This window comes from Rhodopseudomonas sp. G2_2311 (assembly GCF_047501505.1).
Taxonomy (GTDB): domain Bacteria; phylum Pseudomonadota; class Alphaproteobacteria; order Rhizobiales; family Xanthobacteraceae; genus Rhodopseudomonas; species Rhodopseudomonas palustris_H.
Window position 1 is genome coordinate 164,582 of sequence record NZ_JAZDRK010000005.1, and the last position, 18,685, is coordinate 183,266.

Consider the following 18,685-nt stretch of genomic DNA (forward strand, 5'->3'; position numbering starts at 1 on the left):
AACCACGAAGGGGTAGTTAATGTCAGACGAAAACAAGACGGGCCTGAATTCGCCGCTCCGGCGTAAACTGTTGATGGGGATGGCGGCAATTCCCGCCCTCACGATGTTGCCGCGGACGTCGTTCGCGCAGGCGCCTGCAACTTCTGCGGTCAATACGACCGGACTCGCGGTGACGGATACTGAGGTCACGGTCGGCATCCTGCATTCGGTGACCGGCACCATGGCGATCTCCGAGACCGGCTCGGTGCAAGCCGAGAAGCTGGCGATCGAACAGATCAACGCCGCGGGCGGCGTGCTCGGCCGCAAGATCAAGTACATCCAGGAAGACGGCGCCTCCGACTGGCCGACCTTCGCCGAAAAGGCCAAGAAGCTCCTGGTCAACGACAAGTGCGCCGCGGTGATGGGCTGCTGGACCTCGGCCTCGCGCAAGGCGGTGCTGCCGGTGTTCGAGCAGTACAACGGCATGCTGTACTACCCGACCTTCTATGAAGGCCTCGAGCAGTCCAAGAACGTCATCTACACCGGCCAGGAAGCCACCCAGCAGATCATCGCCGGCCTCGATTGGGTCAACAAGACCAAGGGCGCCAAGAGCTTCTACCTGCTCGGCTCCGACTACATCTGGCCGCGCACCTCGAACAAGATCGCGCGCAAGCACATCGAGAACCATCTGCAGGGCTGCAAGGTCGTCGGCGAAGAGTACTTCCCGCTCGGCCACACCCAGTTCAACTCGGTGATCAACAAGATCAAGCTGACCAAGCCGGACGTGATCTACGCGATCATCGTCGGCGGTTCGAACGTCGCGTTCTACAAGCAGCTCAAGGCGGCCGGCATCGATCTGTCGAAGCAGACGCTGCTGACAATCTCGGTGACCGAGGACGAAATCGACGGCATCGGCGGCGAAAACATCGCTGGCGCCTACGCCTGCATGAAGTACTTCCAGTCGCTCGACAACCCGAACAACAAGAAATTCGTCGAGGAATTCCACAAGATGTGGGGTCCGAAGACGGTGATCGGAGACGTCACCCAGGCTGCCTATCTCGGCCCGTGGCTGTGGAAATTGACGGTGGAGAAGGCCGGCTCGTTCGACATCGACAAGGTTGCCGCGGCCTCGCCGGGTGTCGAGTTCAAGGGCGCGCCGGAAGGTTACGTCCGGATCCACGAGAACCACCATCTGTGGTCGAAGACCCGCGTCGGTCGCGCCAAGGCGGACGGTCAGTACGAGCTGATCTACGAAACCGCCGACCTGGTCGAACCCGATCCGTTCCCGAAGGGCTACCAGTAAGCGTCGGCGAACGCTCCCACGCACTCCGCGTCATGCGCGGGCTCGACCCGCGCATCCATCTCCTTCGCAGAAGATGGATCGCCGGGTCGAGCCCGGCGATGACGCCGAAAGCGGGGAGGGGCGCCACCGACGACCACCGAGTTCAGATCCATTCCATCCAGGGGCAGCCTCATGTTCGGCGAATACTCGATTGGCGATCTCGGCGCGATCTTCGCGATGCAGGGCTTCGCGGGGCTCATTCTGTTTTCCGTCTACGTGCTGATGGCCCTCGGCCTCGCGATCATCTTCGGCCAGATGGGCGTCATCAACATGGCCCACGGCGAGTTCATGATCCTGGGCGCCTACGTCACCTGGATGACGTCGAACTTCTTCCAAGCCTATTTGCCGTCGCTGTTCTCCGGATACTTCTTCATCGCGATGATCCTGGCGTTCATCGCCTCGGGCTCGCTCGGCATGTTGGTGGAGTGGGCGCTGATCCGCCATCTCTATAAGCGTCCGCTCGACACCCTGCTGGCGACCTGGGGTCTGTCGCTGATCCTGCAGCAGGCCTACCGCTCGATCTTCGGCGCGCGCGAAGTCGGCGTCGAGCTGCCGCAGTGGATGCTCGGCTCCAAGCAGGTCACCGATTCAATCGAGATTCCGATCAACGGCATGTTTGTGATGGCGCTGACCGCGCTGATCACCGTCGCGGTTTTCTATGTGCTGTTCTGGTCGCGCTGGGGCCGCCAGGTTCGCGCCGTGGTGCAAAACCGCGTGATGGCCGGCGCCGTCGGCATCAACACCGAGCGGGTCGACCGCTTCACCTTCGGCCTCGGCTGCGGCATCGCCGGCATCGCGGGCAGTGCTTTCACCATGATCGGTTCGACCGGGCCGACCTCGGGCCAGCTCTACATCGTCGACACCTTCCTGGTCGTGGTGTTCGGCGGCGCCGCCAGTCTGTTCGGCACCATCGCTTCGGCTTTCAGCATCTCCCAGGCGCAGTCGACCATGGAGTTCTTCATGTCCGGCTCGATGGCCAAGGTGCTGACGCTGCTCGCCATCGTCGCGATCTTGATGGTGCGGCCGCAAGGTCTGTTCGCCCTCAAGGTCCGCAAGTAACAGGAGCCTCCGTCATGGAAAGCCCGCGCTTTCTCAGTCGTGCCGATCTGCTCGGTCTCGCCGTCCTCGCCGTGCTCCTGGTGGTGATCCTGCCGCTGTCGCTGGACGTCTTCCGCCTCAACTTGGTCGCCAAGTATCTGACCTACGCCTTCGTGGCGATCGGCCTGGTGCTGTGCTGGGGCTTCGGCGGCATTCTCAGCCTTGGCCAGGGCGTGTTCTTCGGCCTCGGCGGCTACTGCATGGCGATGTATCTCAAGCTGGAAGCATCCAGCGTCGAGAACACCAAGATCCAGTCGACGCCGGGCATCCCGGACTTCATGGACTGGAACCAGATCACGCATCTGCCGTGGTTCTGGCAGCCGTTCCATAGCCTCACCGTCACGGTGATTGCCATCCTGGTGGTGCCCGCGGTGTTCGCTTTCTTGATCGGCGCGGCGATGTTCAAGCGCCGGGTCGGCGGCGTGTATTTCGCCATCATCACCCAGGCGATCGCCGCGATCATGACCATCCTGATCATCGGCCAGCAGGGCTACACCGGCGGCATCAACGGCATCACCGACCTGCGCACGCTGAAGGGCTGGGACATCCGTCCGGATCACGCCAAGGTGGTGCTGTACTTCGTCGAAGTCGCGTTCCTGTTCGGCGCAATCCTGCTGGCTCTGTTCGTGCGTCACTCCAAGCTCGGCCGCATCCTGGTGGCGATGCGCGAGAAGGAGGACCGGGTTCGGTTCTCCGGCTACAGCGTCGCCAACTTCAAGATCTTCGCGTTCTGCCTCGCGGCGATGTTCGCGGCGGTCGGCGGCGCGATGTTCACCCTCAACGTCGGTTTCATGTCGCCTTCGTTCGTCGGCATCGTGCCGTCGATTGAGATGGTGATCTACACCGCCGTCGGCGGACGGCTGTCGATCTTCGGCGCGATCTACGGAACGCTGGTGGTCAACTTCGCCAAGACCTCGCTCTCGGAATCCTTCCCGCAGCTCTGGCTGTTCGGTCTCGGCGCCTTGTTCATCACGGTGGTGCTGATCTTCCCGAATGGTCTTGCCGGCATCTGGCGCGATTACGTCCAGCCGCTGTTCGGCAAGCTGATCTCTAAGCGAAAGCCCGGTTCGGATCCTACCGGCGGCAAGTCGTTCGGCCGGGTGGCCGACGGCGCCCCGGCGGAATGAGGAGGACACCATGCTGATCGGCCATCAACCGCCTGAATTCCTGCTCGCCGTGGAAGGGCTCACGGTTTCGTTCGACGGCTTCAAGGCGGTCAACGATCTCTCCTTCTACGTCGAGGAGAACGAGATCCGTGTGATCATCGGCCCCAACGGCGCCGGCAAGACCACTGTGCTGGATCTGATCTGCGGCAAGACCAAAGCGACCTCCGGTGCGATCCACTTCCGCGGCAAGGATCTCACCAAGATGAAGGAGAACGAGATCGTCCAGGCCGGTGTCGGCCGCAAATTCCAGACGCCGTCGATCTACGAAGACCTCACGGTGTTTGAAAATCTGGAGATCTCTTATCCGCAGGGCCGCTCGGTGTTCGGCGCGCTGGCGTTCAAACGCACCGCGGCTGTTCGCGAGCGCGTCGAGGAGGTCGCCGAAGCGATCTTCCTGAAGGACAAGCTGGGCATGAGCGCCGATCTGCTCAGCCACGGCCAGAAGCAGTGGCTCGAGATCGGCATGCTGCTGATCCAGGACCCCGACCTGTTGATGCTCGACGAGCCGGTCGCCGGCATGAGCGTGTCCGAGCGTGTCAAGACCGCCGAGCTGCTCCACACCATCATCAGGGACCGCTCGGTGCTGGTGATCGAGCACGACATGAAGTTCGTCGAAGACATCGCCCACAAGGTTACCGTGCTGCACCAGGGCCAGATCCTGTCTGAAGGCTCGATGGACACGGTGAAGAACGACCCGAAGGTCATTGAAGTCTATCTCGGCCACTAGGAGGTTGCTGATGCGCACCGCCTCTCCCCCGTCATGGCGAGCGAAGCGAAGCAATCCAGCTCCGTGCACTGCGCTGGATTGCTTCGTCGCTTCGCTCCTCGCAATGCCGTTCTTTGTTGCTCCGGCCAATTAGAGGAGATCCCGATGCTCGCTATCAACGATCTGCACGTCGCCTATGGCCAGAGCGAGGTGTTGCACGGGCTCAATATCGATGTCGCGCCGAATGAGATCGTCGCGATCATGGGCCGCAACGGCATGGGCAAGACCACGCTGATGAAGTCGCTGATGGGGATCATCCCGCAGCGCAAGGGCTCGATCGCGATGAACGGCATCGAGCTCGGTGGTTTGAAGAGCTACGAGCGCGTGGCCAAGGGGCTCGCTTACGTGCCGCAGGGGCGGATGATCTTCTCCACCATGACGGTGAAGGAGAACATCGAAACCGGGCTTGCGGCCTCCGGCGACAGCGAAGTGCCGGCGGACATCTACGAGCTGTTCCCGGTGCTGCTCGAAATGAAGGGGCGGCGCGGCGGCAACCTGTCCGGCGGCCAGCAGCAGCAACTTGCGATCGCGCGCGCGCTCGCCACCAAGCCGAAGGTGCTGCTGCTCGACGAGCCGACCGAGGGCATCCAGCCGTCGATCATTCGCGAGATGGCGCGCACCTTGAAGCGCATCCGCGACAGCCGAGGTCTTTCGATCATCGTCTCCGAACAGGTGCTGAGTTTTGCGCTCGACGTCGCTGATCGGGTGCTGGTGATCGAAAACGGCGAAATCGTTCGCGATGAGCCGCGCGCCAGCGTCGATGAGGCGCAGGTCGCGAAATATCTGTCCGTCTAGTTTTCACACGTCCACTGGTAACAAGGGGAGCTTCCGATGCCAGAGACATTGATTAAGGTCGATCTCACGCAGTCCGCATACGACAACGAGATGGTCCACAACCGTTGGCATCCGGACATTCCGATGGCCGCGTGGGTCAATCCGGGCGACGACTTCATCGTCGAGACCTATGATTGGACCGGCGGTTTCATCAAGAACAACGACTCGGCCGACGACGTTCGCGACATCGACCTGTCGATCGTGCACTTCCTGTCAGGCCCGATCGGCGTCAAGGGCGCCGAGCCCGGCGACCTCCTGGTCGTCGACCTGCTCGACATCGGCCCGAAGGCCGAGAGCATGTGGGGCTTCAACGGCTTTTTCTCCAAGCAGAACGGCGGCGGCTTCCTCACCGACCACTTCCCGCTGGCGCAGAAGTCGATCTGGGACTTCAAGGGCATGTACACCTCTTCGCGCCACATCCCCGGCGTGAACTTCGCCGGCCTGATCCATCCCGGCCTGATCGGCTGCTTGCCCGATCCGAAGCTGCTGTCGGCGTGGAATGAGCGTGAGACCGCGCTGATCGCCACCAACCCGACCCGCGTGCCTGGCCTCGCCAATCCGCCGTTCGGGCCGACCGCCCACATGGGCAAGCTCAAGGGTGACGACAAGGCCAAGGCTGCGGCCGAAGGCGCCCGTACCGTGCCGCCGCGCGAACACGGCGGCAACTGCGACATCAAGGATCTGTCGCGCGGTTCAAAGATCTACTTCCCGGTCTATGTGCCGGGTGGCGGTCTTTCGATGGGCGATCTGCACTTCAGCCAGGGCGACGGCGAGATCACCTTCTGCGGTGCGATCGAGATGGCCGGCTGGCTGCATATCAAGGTCGACATCATCAAGGACGGCGTCTCGAAGTACGGCATCAAGAACCCGATCTTCAAGCCGTCGCCGGTGACGCCGAACTACAAGGACTATCTGATCTTCGAAGGCATCTCGGTCGACGAGCAGGGCCAGCAGCACTACCTCGACGTCACCGTGGCGTATCGGCAGGCCTGTCTCAATGCGATCGAGTATCTGAAGAAGTTCGGCTACTCCGGCGCCCAGGCGTACTCGATCCTCGGCACCGCTCCGGTGCAGGGCCACATCTCGGGCGTCGTCGACGTCCCCAACGCCTGCGCCACGCTATGGCTGCCGACCGAGATCTTCGACTTCGACATGATGCCGACCTCGGCCGGTCCGGTGAAGGCGATCAAGGGCGACGTCCAGATGCCGATCTCGCCGGATAAGTAAGAACTCCGAGTCAGGCCGATCACCCCTGACGTCATTGCGAGGAGGCGCAGCCGACGAAGCAATCCATGAGCTCAGTGCAAGGCACTGGATTGCTTCGCTTCGCTCGCAATGACGCAGGGGTACGGCCGAGGCTCACAGACTTCCCTGCGCGACGGGGAGCGGGACGGGGCGTCTTTCCGCCCGCTCCCATCGCACAGGTCGAACAAATCGTCAGCGCAAGGGAAACGACGATGCCTGTTTATGAATACATGTGCGACGCCTGCGGCCCGTTCACCGATCTGCGGCCGATGGCCGAATGCGACGATCCGCAGCTCTGCCCGACCTGTGAGACCTCGTCGCCGCGGGTGATCCTCACGGCGCCAAACTTCTCCTGCATGCCGGCGTCGCAGCGCAATGCACACGCCACCAACGAGAAGAGCCGCAACGCACCGATGACGGTCGGCGAATACAAAGCTAAGCACGCGCCGGGCTGCAGTTGCTGTTCGGGGATCAAGAAGCCGGCCCGGCTGCAGACCCGCACCAAGAGCGGCGCCAAGGGCTTCCCCACCGCGCGGCCGTGGATGATCAGTCACTGATTACGGTCCCGTCATTGCGAGTGAAGCGAAGCAATCCAGGAGTCGGGTCCACCGAGCTTCGGGATTATTTCGTTCGCTTTACTCCTCGCATGACGCGTGAACCTGAAAGACCGACCTATCCGGCAATGACGGCCGCGACGCCAAGCAGAAAGCCGATCTCGAACAGTTGCTCGCTGGCGCCGAGCACGTCGCCGGTGTAGCCGCCGATCAGCCGCTTGGCCCAGCCGGCCATGGCGGCGGCAAGGACGCTGCCTGCGGCAAGTCCGATCACCACCGCGATCGGCGACACCAGCAGCAACGGCAGCGCGCCCAGCGCGACCGCGATCCCGCCAAGCACCAGTTCGTCCTTGCGCAGTGTGGTGTCGGCGTAGCTCGCCTTCATCGCCGCGGTATTGCCGGCGTAATTCATCCGGTGCGCGACCAGGCACGAGGCGCCGCGCGATGCCGCATGACAGGCGACCAGCGCGGCCAGGGCCGCCCACAGCGGCAGCAACGACAGCGCCGCGACCCGCAAAGCGACACCGATGCCGAGCGCGAGCGCGCCGTAGGTGCCGATCCGGCTGTCCTTCATGATCTCCAGCCGGCGTTCGACCGTCCAGCCGCCGCCGAACGCGTCGAAAGTGTCGGCGAGGCCGTCCTCGTGAAAGGCGCCGGTCAGCGCGATCGAGGCGGTCACCGCCAGGAGGGCCCCGAGTGTCGGCCCAAACAGCGAGGTGCCGACGATCATCGCCGCCGCCGACACCACGCCGATGCCGACTCCGACCACAGGAAAGAATGTCATCGCCCGCATCAGCCAGTCCGGCTCCGGCGCGCGGTCGGCGCTCGGCACCGGCAGAATGGTCAGGAAGCGCACGGCGTCGAGCAATTGCGCCAGCGTCGGCGTTGGCCGCGAAATCTGAGGGGAGTCGGTCATGAATCTGCCTTTGCGGAAGCCGCCGTACTGCGCGCCCGAGCCGCTACGGTCAAGCGCCCGCGCACGCCGTCGACAGGCTGGTGCGCGGTGCCTCAGTACCTTGCTAAAGTCGCCGCGACCTTCTGCCGGCTGTGACCACCCGCCGCATCCAAACGGCTAACCCCTTGATAGAGGTCAATGTGACGGCCAATCGCCGGCAGCTAACCTTTGTCACTCCTGATCCAGATGGGGTACGCTTCCTGACGATGCAGTTTGAACGATACAGCGACGGCCGGCCGACGTCCGCTGCATTGCGCCTGTGGCTCAAGGCGGCGATCTGCGTCTGCGCTTTCGTTGTGCTCGTTCTTGGCAACGTCTCGGCCGCCTTCGCCCACGAGGCGCCGCGACCGGAGCTTGTCTTCGTCAAGACGCCGCCGCCGGTGCCGCCGCTCAATCTCAGCGACGATCCGGAAATCATGACCACCGACAGCGCCAATGCGCTGAGCCCGGTGTCGTTTAGAACCATCGGCTGCGATCAGACCACCCGCGTGCATCTGCCGCTGGCCGAGCCGATGCTCGATCGCAGCGAGCCGCCGCAGCTGCGGCCGCCGATAGCCGCTTAGTCCCACGCCGCGATTCCGTGTGTCGCCAAGTCCGATCGAGCGAGCCGTCGTCTGACGGCGCGAGGCGCTGAGCCTTTCCTTTCCTGATCGCAGCGGCGACGCCGTCCGGCATTTTCCCGATTCCGCACATCGCGCTGCGCGGCCGATCCCGTCTTTGGGACCGGACGGAGCCGAGGCCATGGACGCATCTTCAAGGGAGGCGTTCCGACTCCGGGCCGCAGCGTTTCTGTCGAGCCGAAGACGTCGAGATCCCCACCATGACCGAACTGCTGCAAGCCGACATCAAGGGCCCGAACGATCAGGCCTCCGACGAGATGTGGCACGCGATCGATGCCGATCGCGTCCTCACCGGTCTCGCCACCAACCGCGGCGGCCTCAGCACCGACGAGGCCAAACGCCGGCTGCAGAGCTACGGACCCAACGCGCTGCCGGAGCCGCCGCGCCGCTCGGCGATCCTGCGGTTTCTGTCGCAGTTCAACAACACGCTGATCTACTTCCTGCTCGCGGCCGCGGTCGCGGCGGGGTTCCTCGGCCACCAGATCGATGCCGCGGTGATCGTTGCTGTGGTGACGATCAACGCGATCGTTGGTTACATCCAGGAAGACAAGGCCGAGAAGGCACTGGCCGCGATCAAGAAGATGATCTCGCCGCGTGCGCATGCCTGGCGCGACGGCCACCGCGTTGTGGTGCCGGCTGAAGAGCTGGTGCCCGGCGATGTGGTGATGATCGAGGCCGGTGACCGCGTGCCGGCGGATCTGCGCCTCACCCGCGCCCGGGGCCTGCTGATCGACGAGGCGATGCTGACCGGCGAGTCGGTGGCCTCGGAAAAGCACGACCAGCCCGCGGCGGTGGATGCGCCGCTCGGCGACCGGCTGTGCATGGCATTCTCCGGCACGCTGGTGTCGGCCGGGCAGGGCTTCGGCGTCGTGGTCGCGACCGGCGCGCGCACCGAGATCGGCCGCATCAGCACCATGATCCAGGGCGTCGAGCAATTGGCGACCCCGCTGCTCGCCCAGATCAACAAGTTCGGCGAGCGTTTCACCTGGGTGGCGATCTCGGCGGCGGCGGCGATCTTCGCCTTCGCCACGCTGGTGCGTGACTATGCCTGGGCCGATGCGCTGATCGCCGTGGTGGCGCTCGCGGTCGGCGTTGTGCCGGAAGGCCTGCCCGCAGTGATCACCATCACGCTGGCGATCGGCGTGCAGCGGATGGCCAAGCGCAACGCCATCATCCGCCGCCTGCCCGCGGTGGAAACCCTCGGTGCCACCTCGGTGATCTGCTCCGACAAGACCGGCACGCTGACACGCAACGAGATGACCGCGCGCCGGATCGTCACCGCCGATCACACTATCCTTGTCAGCGGCTCCGGCTATGTGCCGAAGGGTGATCTCACCGTCGACGGCAAGGACAACCCCGAAGCAGTGGCGTCGGCGACGCAGCTCGTTCGCTCGGCGCTGCTGTGCAACGATGCGCAACTCCGTCACGTCGATGGCCATCACGTCGTCGATGGCGATCCGATGGAAGGTGCGCTGGTCGCGCTTGCGATCAAGGCGGGGCTCGATCCCGACAGCGAACGAACGGCGTGGAAGCGCTCCGACGAAATTCCGTTCGACGCACAGCATCGCTTCATGGCGACCCGCCACGCCACCGATTCCGGCGCGCAGGTGATCTTCGTGAAGGGTGCGCCGGAGCGGCTGCTGGCGATGTGCGCAACGCAAGTCGGCCCCGGCGGGGCGTTGCATCCGATCGATCAGGAATTCTGGACCGCGCAGATCGCGCGTGCCGCGGCGGAAGGCGAGCGCGTTCTCGGCTTCGCGCTGCGTTCGCCGGCGCGGCCGTCGGATCAGCTCGGCTTTGCCGATCTCGACGAAGGGCTGGCATTCATGGGGCTGATCGGATTCATCGATCCGCCGCGCGACGAAGTGATCCAGGCGATCGCCGAATGCCGCTCCGCCGGCATCGTGGTGAAGATGATCACCGGCGACCACGCCGCGACCGCAGAAGCGATCGCGCGGCAACTCAATCTGACCGACCATCCCGACGTCGTTACAGGGGCCGATCTCGATCGCACCCCGGATTCCGGCTTCGTCGAACTGGCGCGTCGCACCGACGTGTTCGCCCGCACCAATCCGGAGCACAAGCTGCGCATCGTCCAGGCGCTGCAATCGACCGGCGCGGTGGTGGCGATGACCGGCGACGGCGTGAACGACGCGCCGGCGCTGAAGCAGGCCGATGTCGGCATCTCGATGGGCCACAAGGGCACCGAGACCGCCAAGGAAGCCTCGCAGGTGGTGCTGCTCGACGACAACTTCGTCTCGATCGTCGCCGCGGTGCAGGAAGGCCGCACCGTTTACGACAACATCCGCAAGGTGATCGCCTGGACGATCCCGACCAATGGCGGCGAGGTCCTCACCGTCATCGTCGCGATTCTGTTCGGCTTCACCATGCCGATGACGCCGGTGCAGATCCTGTGGATCAACCTGATCCTCACCGTCACCCTCGGCCTGGTGCTGGCGTTCGAGCCGCCGGAGCCGGGCGTGATGAAGCGGCCGCCGCGGCCAGCGCACGCGCCGCTACTGTCACGCTTCCTGGTGTGGCGGATCTTCTTCGTCTCGTTCCTGTTCACGGTCGGCGCGCTGGCGATCTTCTTCTTCGCGCTCGGCAAGGGCCTGTCGCTCGACACCGCCCGGACCATGGTGGTGAACGTGCTGGTGGTGTTCGAGATCTTCTACCTGTTCAACGTCCGCTATCTGCACACCAGCTCGATCTCGCTGCGCGGTGCGCTCGGCACCATGCCGGTGCTGGCCGCGCTGGTGGTGGTGATCGCCGCGCAGATCGCCTTCACCTACGCGCCCTTCATGCACAGCCTGTTCGCCACCACGCCGATCTCCCTGGTCGACGGCGCCGTGGTGATCGGCGCCGGCGTGGTGCTGATGATCGTGCTCGAACTCGAGAAATGGGTGATGCGCCGGATCGGCGCGCTGCGCAGTCTCGAGCCGTAACCGGCTTCATCGCGGCGCGCACGGCGCTAAGCCGTCGCGCCGCTTCCATCGCGTGTGGTCACGCGGCCCTTAGTAACGACGAGGTTCATCATGAACGAACTGCCCCGTCCCGATATGATGTTCAGCCTGAAAGTGGTGCTCGCTGCCACGGATTTCTCGGCACGCTCCGATCGTGCGGTGCGCCGCGCCGCAGCTCTCGCCCGGCAGAGCGGCGCGCGGCTGGTGATCGCTCATGTGGTCGATGACGATCAGCCCGAGCACATCGTCGCCGTCGAGGTCGAACTCGCCGAGTCAGCACTCGCCGACGCGATCCGCGAACACACGTATCTCGCTGGCCTCGAATGCACGCCGCTGGTGCTGCTCGGCACGCCGTTCGACGCCATCGTCCGTGCCGCTCACCAGTATGGTGCGGATTTGTGTGTCGTCGGCAGCCACCGCCGCGCCTTCCTGCGCGACATCTTCGCCGGCACCACGGCCGAACGGGTGATCCGCAACAGCACCGTGCCGGTGCTGATGGCCAATCTCGACCCGGCGCTGCCATATGCCAAGAGCCTTGCGCCGGTCGACCTGACCGATTGCTCGGCTCAGGCGCTGGAGACCGCGCGACGGCTCGGTCTGCTGCAGCGAACCAAGCTGATCGTGATGCACGTCTACGACGCCGCGGCCGCCGGCATGCTGAATTACGCTGGTGTCGATAAGACCAGCCTCGACGATTATCTCGTCGACACTCGCACCGATGCGGTGCGTGATCTGGTGCGCTTCCTCGAGCCGCTGCAGCTCGACGATGTCGACTACTCGACCGTGGTCAAGGAGGGCGCGGGCCCCGCCACCGATATCATCGAAGCCGCCGCCGAACTGCGGCCGGATCTGGTGGTGATCGGCACCCATGCGCGGCGTGGTGCAGTGCGGCTATTGCTCAGCAGCGTGACCGAAGAGGTCTTGCGCCGCCTGCAGCGCGACATCCTGGTGGTACCTGTGCGCGACGCTGCGAGCTGAGCCAAGCCGGCTTGCCGGCCTCGGCATTGCCCGTCACACTCCCCGCCGATCGGCGCGGCATCGGTACCTCGCCGGCGAACAACCGGGAGGTCGACGATGGGCGCGCGGCTGAAGCACTACGGCTGGGGTCGGGAAGGCGAGGGGATGACCGAGGCCGAGCAGGCCTTCGTGCTCGGCCGCTACAAAGCGAAGTTCGGCCGCGACAGCTTCGACACTGTTGGTGTGATACCTCTCGACGACATCAAGCTGCGCGAGCCGCGGATTGTGCCGCCGAAATCGCTGTCGGAAATCTGCGCTGTCGACGTCTATCACCGCGCCGCCCACGCTTACGGCAAATCCTATCCGGATTACGTCCGTGGCATGGTCGGCGACTACGACGCGGCGCCCGACGTCGTTGCCTATCCGCGCGACGAGGCCGAGATCGCCGCGGTGATGGATTGGGCCGGCGGCGCCGGTGCGGCGCTGACGCCGTTCGGCGGCGGCTCGTCGGTGTGCGGCGGCGTCGAATGCCGGGTCGATGGCAGCCGCTACAGGGCGGCGGTGACGCTCGACTTGCGCCATCTCGGCAAAGTGCTGGAGGTCGATGCCACCTCGCGCGCGGCGCTGATCCAGGGCGGCGCTTACGGCCCGGCGCTGGAGGCGCAGCTCAAGCCGCACAATGTCACGCTGCGGCACTTCCCGCAGAGCTTCGAATATTCGACGCTCGGCGGCTGGATTGCGACCCGCTCCGGCGGTCACTTCGCCAGCCTCTACACCCACATCGACGATTTCGTCGAAAGCGTTCGCGTGGTGACGCCGCGCGGCGTGCTCGAGACACGGCGGCTGCCAGGCTCCGGCGCCGGCCCGAGCCCGGACCGGATGTTTATCGGCTCGGAAGGCATCCTCGGCGTGATCTCGGCAGCATGGATGCGGCTGCAATCGCGCCCCACGTTTCGCGCCGGCGCGTCCGTGCGCTTCCCGACCTTCTTCGCTGCGGCGCGCGCAGTTCGCGCGGTGGCGCAGGCTGGCCTCTATCCGTCCAACTGCCGCATCCTCGATCCGCAGGAGGCGTACAATACAGGCGCCGCCGACGGCAGCGTTGCCATCATGGTGCTGGCGTTCGAGAGCGGCGATCATCCGGTCGAGCCGTGGATGGCGCGTGCGCTGGAATGCTGCGCCGATCACGGCGGCACCAAGGAGGAGGCGGAAGCCGCGTCAGCGCATCTCGAAGGCGCCGCCGGGCTGTGGCGTAACGCCTTCATCCGGATGCCTTATGCACGCGAATTCCTGACCCCCGCGGGGCTGATCAACGACACTTTTGAGACGTCGATTACCTGGGAGCGGTTCGAGAGCTTCCACGACAGTGTCAAGTCGGCGACCGAGCAGGCGATCCTTGATGCGACCGGGATCAAGGGCGAAGTCACTTGCCGCTTCACGCACGTCTATCCCGACGGGCCGGCGCCGTACTTCTCGTTTCATGCGCTCGGTCGCCACGGCGAACTGCTCGAGCAATGGCAGGCGATCAAGGATGCGGCGAGCGATGCACTGATCGCGGCGGGCGGCACCATCACCCATCACCACGCGGTCGGGCGCGATCATCGCAAATGGTACGACCGTCAGCGGCCGGACTTGTTCGCCGCCGCGCTACGCGCCGTCAAGCGCGAGCTCGATCCGCAGGCGATGCTCAATCCGGGAGTACTGATCGATCCGTAGCGCGCCGCTGCGGCGTCCCGGGCGCGGGTGGCGGCAACACGGAGCTGTCGTCCGTCAGCAGATCGGTGGCGCGGCGACGCGGCAGGTCGACCCGCGCTTCGACGAATTCCGGCGGGCCTTCGACCAGCCGCGCGATCCGCCGGTCGCGCTCTTCCGGCGGCGCTTCTGCATCGATCAGCGCATGAATCTGTGACGCGGCGAGTTCGACGGCGCGGTCCGGCGCAATCGCCAGCGGCGGCCGCGCCCCCGGCGCGATGCTGAGCCCCAGTTGCACCAGCCGCCCCAGTGCCTCAGCCCGCGACAGCAAACGGCTCGCGGCCCACTGATCGACTGCTGCGAGTGTGGAGTCGTCGAGTGCGACCGCATGCAAGCTGTCGCTCGCAATCACGGGTGAGTTGGTGGTTGGCTTCGTTGCCGGCGCGCTGTCGTCACTCATGCTGTCAGCACTAGACGATCGATCGCTGCTTCGAAAGCCGAACCTTCGGGTTGTCGGCCAACCACGTAATCACATCAGGCCGGGCGTTTTGGGCCGTTCTGGGCGGCGGCCATTCGTTACCGCTTTACTAACACCAACCTGAACAATCCTGCAGCTCGCTTAGGCAAATTTTAAGCCGGCTCGCTTAGGTTAATCGTGTGAGTTGAGTGCTTTGCGAGTTGTGAGTACGCCATGACAGAGCCCCACCGCCCGAGGGTAAAATACGTGATCGGGCCCGATGGAAGCCCATTGACGATCGCGGACCTGCCTGCACCCGGCACCAAGCGCTGGGTCATCCGCCGGAAGGCCGAAGTCGTCGCTGCCGTCCGCGGCGGTCTGCTCTCCCTTGAGGAGGCGTGCAGCCGATACACGCTGACCGTGGACGAATTCCTGTCCTGGCAGTTCTCGATCGACCATCACGGTCTGGCCGGCCTGCGCACCACCCGAATCCAGCAGTATCGCCAGTAAACAAATCCTTTCCAGGTTTTGACGATTTGACGAAAGCCGGCCCCGTTTCGGGAAGCCGGCTTTCAGTATTTTCAAGGGTTTTTGCAGTCCGTTAAGACTCGTTAACCATATGGAAACCATCCCATAGGCAAGATTTGCCTAGCCGTGCGGGGAGGCTGAGCCCGCCGGTCGGTCGTGCTGCGCATCCGAGGGGCGTTTCTTGCAGAATCTGTTGGGTTTTCTCAAAGGCTTGGGAGCCGCCCGGCTGATGGCGATGATTGCCGTCACGGTTGCGCTGGTTGGATTCTTCGCCTTTGTCATCATGCGGGTGTCGCAGCCGCAGATGACGACCCTCTATACGGATCTCAGCGTTGAGGACTCCTCCAGCATCATCAAAGAGCTGGAGCGCCAGGGCATTCCGTTCGAAATGCGCAACGACGGCGCCATTCTGATGGTGCCGAAGGACAAAGTGACGCGGTTGCGGATGAAGCTCGCCGAAGGCGGCCTGCCGAAGGGCGGCGGCGTCGGCTACGAGATCTTCGACAAGTCGGACGCGCTCGGCACCACCAGCTTCGTTCAGAACATCAATCATCTGCGCGCGCTCGAAGGCGAACTGTCGCGCACCATCCGGGCGATTGATCGGGTGCAGGCGGCGCGCGTGCATCTGGTGCTGCCGGAGCGGCCGTTGTTTTCGCGGGAGGCGCCGGAGCCGTCGGCGTCGATCGTGTTGCGCGTGCGGGGCGCGCTCGAGCCGCAGCAGGTGCGCGCCATCCGTCACCTCGTCGCGTCCGCGGTCAACGGCCTGAAGCCGCAGCGGGTGTCGATCGTTGACGAAGCCGGCCAACTGCTGGCTGACGGCTCGGCCAGCGGCGAGCAGGTCGAAGGCGCCACCAGCGACGAACGCCGCGCCGCGTTCGAAAAGCGAATGCGCAATCAGATCGAGGGCATCGTGTCCTCGGTGGTCGGCTCCGGCCGCGCCCGCGTCCAGGTTTCGGCCGATTTCGACTACAACAAGATCACCCAGACCTCCGACAAGTTCGATCCCGAAGGCCGCGTGCTGCGGTCGAGCCAGACCCGCGAAGAATCCGCCGCGACCTCGGCGGCGGACGGCCAGGTGACCGTCAACAACGAACTGCCCGGCGCCAACCAGGGCCAGGGCGCCGGCGCCCGCGACGTCAGCAAGAAGTCGGAAGAGACCAACAATTACGAGATTTCGCGCGTCACCAAGACCGAAGTGACCGAGGCCGGCCGCGTCAACCGGCTGTCGGTCGCGGTGCTGGTCGACGGCGCCTACACCAAGAACGACAAGGGCGAGTTGGTCTACGCCGAGCGGCCGAAGGAGCAGCTCGACCGCATTGCCGCTTTGGTGCGCTCTGCGATCGGCTTCGACCAGAAGCGCGGCGACCAGATCGAAGTGGTCAACCTGAAGTTCGCCGAGGCGCCGCAGATCGAGAAGCTGCCGGAGCCGGCCGGGCTGATGGGGATGTTCCAGTTCACCAAGGACGACATCATGAACATGATCCAGCTTGGGGTGATGTTCCTGCTCGGCCTGGTGGTGCTGTTCATGGTGATCCGCCCGCTGGTGAAGCGCATCCTCGCCGCCGAGCCGGCGCCGGAAGCGGTCGGCGGCCTGCCGGCGCTGGCCGACGGCACCGTGCCGCAGATCGGCGCCGATGGTCAGCCGGTACCGGCCAGCGTGCCCAGCATGATCGATATCGCCCAGGTGCAAGGTCAGGTTCACGCCCAATCCGTGCACCGGGTCGGCGAACTCGCCGAACGCAATCCCAACGAAACCGCCGCCATTATTCGTCAATGGCTGGCCGAACCCGCAACCTAATCCGCCATGGCCGACGCGCCCGTCCCAGCAACCAGTCAGGATGACATCGCCTCCGTCGTTGCGACGTTGGCGCAGCGTCAGAGCGGCCGCGCGCCCAGCAAGCCGCTGAGCGGGCCGAAGCGCGCCGCCATCCTGATGCTCGCGCTCGGCGAACAATACGGCGGCAAGATCTGGTCGCTGCTCGACGACGAAGAAGTGCGCGAGCTGTCGATGACGATGTCGACGCTTGGCACCATCGAGCCAGAAACGGTCGAAGATCTGCTGCTCGAATTCGTGTCGCGGATGTCGGCCTCCGGCGCGCTGATGGGCAACTACGACGCCACCGAGCGGCTGCTGCAGAAATATCTGCCGGCCGATCGCGTCACTGGCATCATGGAAGAAATCCGCGGCCCCGCCGGCCGCAACATGTGGGAGAAGCTCTCCAACGTCTCCGAAGAGGTGCTCGCCAACTATCTGAAGAACGAGTACCCGCAGACCACCGCCGTGGTGCTGTCGAAGCTGAAGCCGGAGCACGCCGCCAAGGTGCTGGCGATCCTGCCGGAGGACATGGCGCTCGACGTCATCAACCGCATGCTGCGGATGGAGGCGGTGCAGAAGGAAGTGATCGAGAGCGTCGAGAAGACGCTGCGCTCCGAATTCATGTCCAACCTGTCGCAGACCCGCCGCCGCGACGCCCACGAGGTGATGGCCGAAATCTTCAACAATTTCGACCGCCAGACCGAGACCCGCTTCATCACCTCGCTGGAAGAGGACAACCGCGAGTCCGCCGAGCGCATCAAGGCGCTGATGTTCACCTTCGACGACCTGGTCAAGCTCGATGCCGGCTCGGCGCAGACGCTGATGCGCAACATCGACAAGGACAAGCTGGCGATCGCGCTCAAGAGCGCCAACGAAGAGGTCCGCGGCTTCTTCCTCGGCAATATGTCGTCGCGCGCCGGCAAGATGCTGATGGACGACATGGCCGCGCTCGGTCCGGTGCGGCTGCGCGACGTCGACGAGGCGCAGGCGCTGCTCGTCAACCTCGCCAAGGATCTCGCCGCCAAGGGTGAGATCGTGCTGACCAAGAACCGCGCCGACGACGAACTGGTGTACTGATGGCCGCTCCCGCACAGAAATTTCTGTTCAACGACGATTTCGGGGCACCGGAGAAGACCCGCGAGAAGGCGATCGCCGCGGCCGAGCTGGCACAAGCCGTCGCCGCTGCTGAGCAGCGCGGCTATCAGAACGGGTTTGCCGCCGGTCAGAACGAAGCCTCAGTCGAGGCGCAGCGGCGCAGTGCGATGGCTCTGGAGCAGGTCGCGCAGGCGATGCACGTGATCGCCAGCGGCATTGGCGGGGTCGAAACCCGGATGGAGACCGAAGCGGTCGAAGTCGCAATCGCCGCGGCGCGCAAACTTTGCGGCGAACTGATCGCCGCCGAACCGCTTGCTGAAATCACTGCGCTGGTCGGCGAGTGTTTCCGCCATCTGGTGGCGACGCCGCATCTGGTGGTGCGGATCAATGACGCTGTGTACGAGGCCGCGCGCGAGCGCATCGAGCTGCTCGCCAAGCAGAGCGGTTTCGCCGGGCGTCTGGTGTTGCTGGCCGATCCGGAAATCGCCGGTGGCGACTGCAAGATCGAATGGGCCGACGGCGGCGTGGTGCTGGAGCGCGCCACCGTCGAAGCCAAGATCGACGAATTGGTGGGCCGCTACATGGCATCGCGCAACAGCGGCCGATGACAAGAGGAAGGTG

The 18,685-nt window shown here is 64.7% G+C and carries 17 protein-coding genes; 15 read left to right on the forward strand and 2 right to left on the reverse strand.

The features are described from left to right. The first annotated feature begins 19 nt into the window (after positions 1-19). The 7 genes from urtA (at position 20) to VRZ08_RS10825 (ending at position 6,987) form a co-directional block, all read left to right on the forward strand. Entirely contained in the window at positions 20-1,282 is a 1,263-nt protein-coding gene (gene urtA / locus VRZ08_RS10795; RefSeq protein ID WP_011156814.1) for an urea ABC transporter substrate-binding protein, read from the forward strand. Positions 1,283-1,453: 171 nt separating this feature from the next. Next, entirely contained in the window at positions 1,454-2,380 is a 927-nt protein-coding gene (urtB, locus tag VRZ08_RS10800) for an urea ABC transporter permease subunit UrtB (protein WP_107343399.1), read from the forward strand. A 14-nt stretch (positions 2,381-2,394) separates the two neighbouring features. Then, a complete protein-coding gene (gene urtC, locus VRZ08_RS10805) occupies positions 2,395-3,546 on the forward strand; it encodes an urea ABC transporter permease subunit UrtC (protein WP_107343400.1) in 1,152 nt (383 codons plus the stop codon). A 10-nt stretch (positions 3,547-3,556) separates the two neighbouring features. Then, a complete protein-coding gene (urtD, locus tag VRZ08_RS10810; protein ID WP_414532535.1) occupies positions 3,557-4,312 on the forward strand; it encodes an urea ABC transporter ATP-binding protein UrtD in 756 nt (251 codons plus the stop codon). A 144-nt stretch (positions 4,313-4,456) separates the two neighbouring features. After that, entirely contained in the window at positions 4,457-5,146 is a 690-nt protein-coding gene (urtE, locus tag VRZ08_RS10815; RefSeq protein ID WP_011156818.1) for an urea ABC transporter ATP-binding subunit UrtE, read from the forward strand. Positions 5,147-5,182: 36 nt separating this feature from the next. Continuing rightward, positions 5,183-6,412, forward strand: coding sequence for a formamidase (gene fmdA / locus VRZ08_RS10820; RefSeq protein ID WP_107343401.1), 1,230 nt, complete (start codon positions 5,183-5,185; stop codon positions 6,410-6,412). A gap of 230 nt (positions 6,413-6,642) precedes the next feature. Further along, positions 6,643-6,987, forward strand: a complete 345-nt coding sequence (locus VRZ08_RS10825) for an FmdB family zinc ribbon protein (protein WP_011156820.1) — start codon at positions 6,643-6,645, stop codon at positions 6,985-6,987. A 115-nt stretch (positions 6,988-7,102) separates the two neighbouring features. Here the strand turns inward: VRZ08_RS10825 and cobS are convergent, their stop codons facing one another. Continuing rightward, entirely contained in the window at positions 7,103-7,900 is a 798-nt protein-coding gene (gene cobS / locus VRZ08_RS10830; protein ID WP_164572161.1) for an adenosylcobinamide-GDP ribazoletransferase, read from the reverse strand. 131 nt (positions 7,901-8,031) lie between these two features. Between cobS and VRZ08_RS10835 the strand changes: the two genes are divergently transcribed. The 4 genes from VRZ08_RS10835 to VRZ08_RS10850 all read left to right on the forward strand — a co-directional run bounded on the left by VRZ08_RS10835 (position 8,032) and on the right by VRZ08_RS10850 (position 14,192). Further along, positions 8,032-8,502 (forward strand): hypothetical protein, encoded by a 471-nt coding sequence (locus VRZ08_RS10835; RefSeq protein ID WP_414532536.1) that lies wholly within the window; start codon positions 8,032-8,034, stop codon positions 8,500-8,502. A 257-nt stretch (positions 8,503-8,759) separates the two neighbouring features. Next, positions 8,760-11,504 carry a cation-transporting P-type ATPase gene (locus VRZ08_RS10840; RefSeq protein WP_414532537.1) on the forward strand — a complete coding sequence of 915 codons (2,745 nt, stop codon included), beginning with the start codon at positions 8,760-8,762 and terminating at the stop codon, positions 11,502-11,504. 90 nt (positions 11,505-11,594) lie between these two features. Then, on the forward strand, positions 11,595-12,500 hold the full coding sequence (locus tag VRZ08_RS10845) for a universal stress protein (RefSeq protein ID WP_414532538.1): 906 nt from the start codon (positions 11,595-11,597) through the stop codon (positions 12,498-12,500). A 96-nt stretch (positions 12,501-12,596) separates the two neighbouring features. Further along, the gene (locus VRZ08_RS10850) at positions 12,597-14,192 is read left to right on the forward strand and encodes an FAD-binding oxidoreductase (protein ID WP_414532539.1); all 1,596 of its coding nucleotides are present in this window, start codon (positions 12,597-12,599) and stop codon (positions 14,190-14,192) included. Here VRZ08_RS10850 and VRZ08_RS10855 read toward each other — a convergent pair. Next, positions 14,164-14,628, reverse strand: a complete 465-nt coding sequence (locus tag VRZ08_RS10855) for a hypothetical protein (RefSeq protein WP_414532540.1) — start codon at positions 14,626-14,628, stop codon at positions 14,164-14,166. The two genes, VRZ08_RS10850 and VRZ08_RS10855, sit on opposite strands and share 29 nt — an antisense overlap. A gap of 231 nt (positions 14,629-14,859) precedes the next feature. On the opposite strand from VRZ08_RS10855, the gene VRZ08_RS10860 reads away from it, so the two are divergent. From VRZ08_RS10860 to VRZ08_RS10875, 4 genes are all read left to right on the forward strand, one after another. Next, on the forward strand, positions 14,860-15,135 hold the full coding sequence (locus tag VRZ08_RS10860; protein ID WP_011156827.1) for a DUF1153 domain-containing protein: 276 nt from the start codon (positions 14,860-14,862) through the stop codon (positions 15,133-15,135). A 199-nt stretch (positions 15,136-15,334) separates the two neighbouring features. Then, positions 15,335-16,951, forward strand: a complete 1,617-nt coding sequence (fliF, locus tag VRZ08_RS10865; protein WP_107343408.1) for a flagellar basal-body MS-ring/collar protein FliF — start codon at positions 15,335-15,337, stop codon at positions 16,949-16,951. Positions 16,952-16,957: 6 nt separating this feature from the next. Next, positions 16,958-18,046 carry a flagellar motor switch protein FliG gene (fliG, locus tag VRZ08_RS10870; protein WP_011156829.1) on the forward strand — a complete coding sequence of 363 codons (1,089 nt, stop codon included), beginning with the start codon at positions 16,958-16,960 and terminating at the stop codon, positions 18,044-18,046. Then, on the forward strand, positions 18,046-18,672 hold the full coding sequence (locus VRZ08_RS10875) for a FliH/SctL family protein (protein ID WP_107343409.1): 627 nt from the start codon (positions 18,046-18,048) through the stop codon (positions 18,670-18,672). The genes fliG and VRZ08_RS10875 overlap by 1 nt, the downstream gene beginning before the upstream one ends. Positions 18,673-18,685: the final 13 nt, after the last annotated feature.

Excerpts from the sequence above, each read along its gene's own strand:
- urtA (WP_011156814.1), top strand. The coding sequence starts at position 20 with ATGTCAGACGAAAACAAGACGGGCCTGAATTCGCCGCTCCGGCGTAAA.
- urtB (WP_107343399.1), top strand. The coding sequence starts at position 1,454 with ATGTTCGGCGAATACTCGATTGGCGATCTCGGCGCGATCTTCGCGATG.
- urtC (WP_107343400.1), top strand. The coding sequence starts at position 2,395 with ATGGAAAGCCCGCGCTTTCTCAGTCGTGCCGATCTGCTCGGTCTCGCC.
- urtD (WP_414532535.1), top strand. The coding sequence starts at position 3,557 with ATGCTGATCGGCCATCAACCGCCTGAATTCCTGCTCGCCGTGGAAGGG.
- urtE (WP_011156818.1), top strand. The coding sequence starts at position 4,457 with ATGCTCGCTATCAACGATCTGCACGTCGCCTATGGCCAGAGCGAGGTG.
- fmdA (WP_107343401.1), top strand. The coding sequence starts at position 5,183 with ATGCCAGAGACATTGATTAAGGTCGATCTCACGCAGTCCGCATACGAC.
- VRZ08_RS10825 (WP_011156820.1), top strand. The coding sequence starts at position 6,643 with ATGCCTGTTTATGAATACATGTGCGACGCCTGCGGCCCGTTCACCGAT.
- cobS (WP_164572161.1), bottom strand. The coding sequence starts at position 7,900 with ATGACCGACTCCCCTCAGATTTCGCGGCCAACGCCGACGCTGGCGCAA.
- VRZ08_RS10840 (WP_414532537.1), top strand. The coding sequence starts at position 8,760 with ATGACCGAACTGCTGCAAGCCGACATCAAGGGCCCGAACGATCAGGCC.
- VRZ08_RS10845 (WP_414532538.1), top strand. The coding sequence starts at position 11,595 with ATGAACGAACTGCCCCGTCCCGATATGATGTTCAGCCTGAAAGTGGTG.
- VRZ08_RS10850 (WP_414532539.1), top strand. The coding sequence starts at position 12,597 with ATGGGCGCGCGGCTGAAGCACTACGGCTGGGGTCGGGAAGGCGAGGGG.
- VRZ08_RS10855 (WP_414532540.1), bottom strand. The coding sequence starts at position 14,628 with ATGAGTGACGACAGCGCGCCGGCAACGAAGCCAACCACCAACTCACCC.
- VRZ08_RS10860 (WP_011156827.1), top strand. The coding sequence starts at position 14,860 with ATGACAGAGCCCCACCGCCCGAGGGTAAAATACGTGATCGGGCCCGAT.
- fliG (WP_011156829.1), top strand. The coding sequence starts at position 16,958 with ATGGCCGACGCGCCCGTCCCAGCAACCAGTCAGGATGACATCGCCTCC.
- VRZ08_RS10875 (WP_107343409.1), top strand. The coding sequence starts at position 18,046 with ATGGCCGCTCCCGCACAGAAATTTCTGTTCAACGACGATTTCGGGGCA.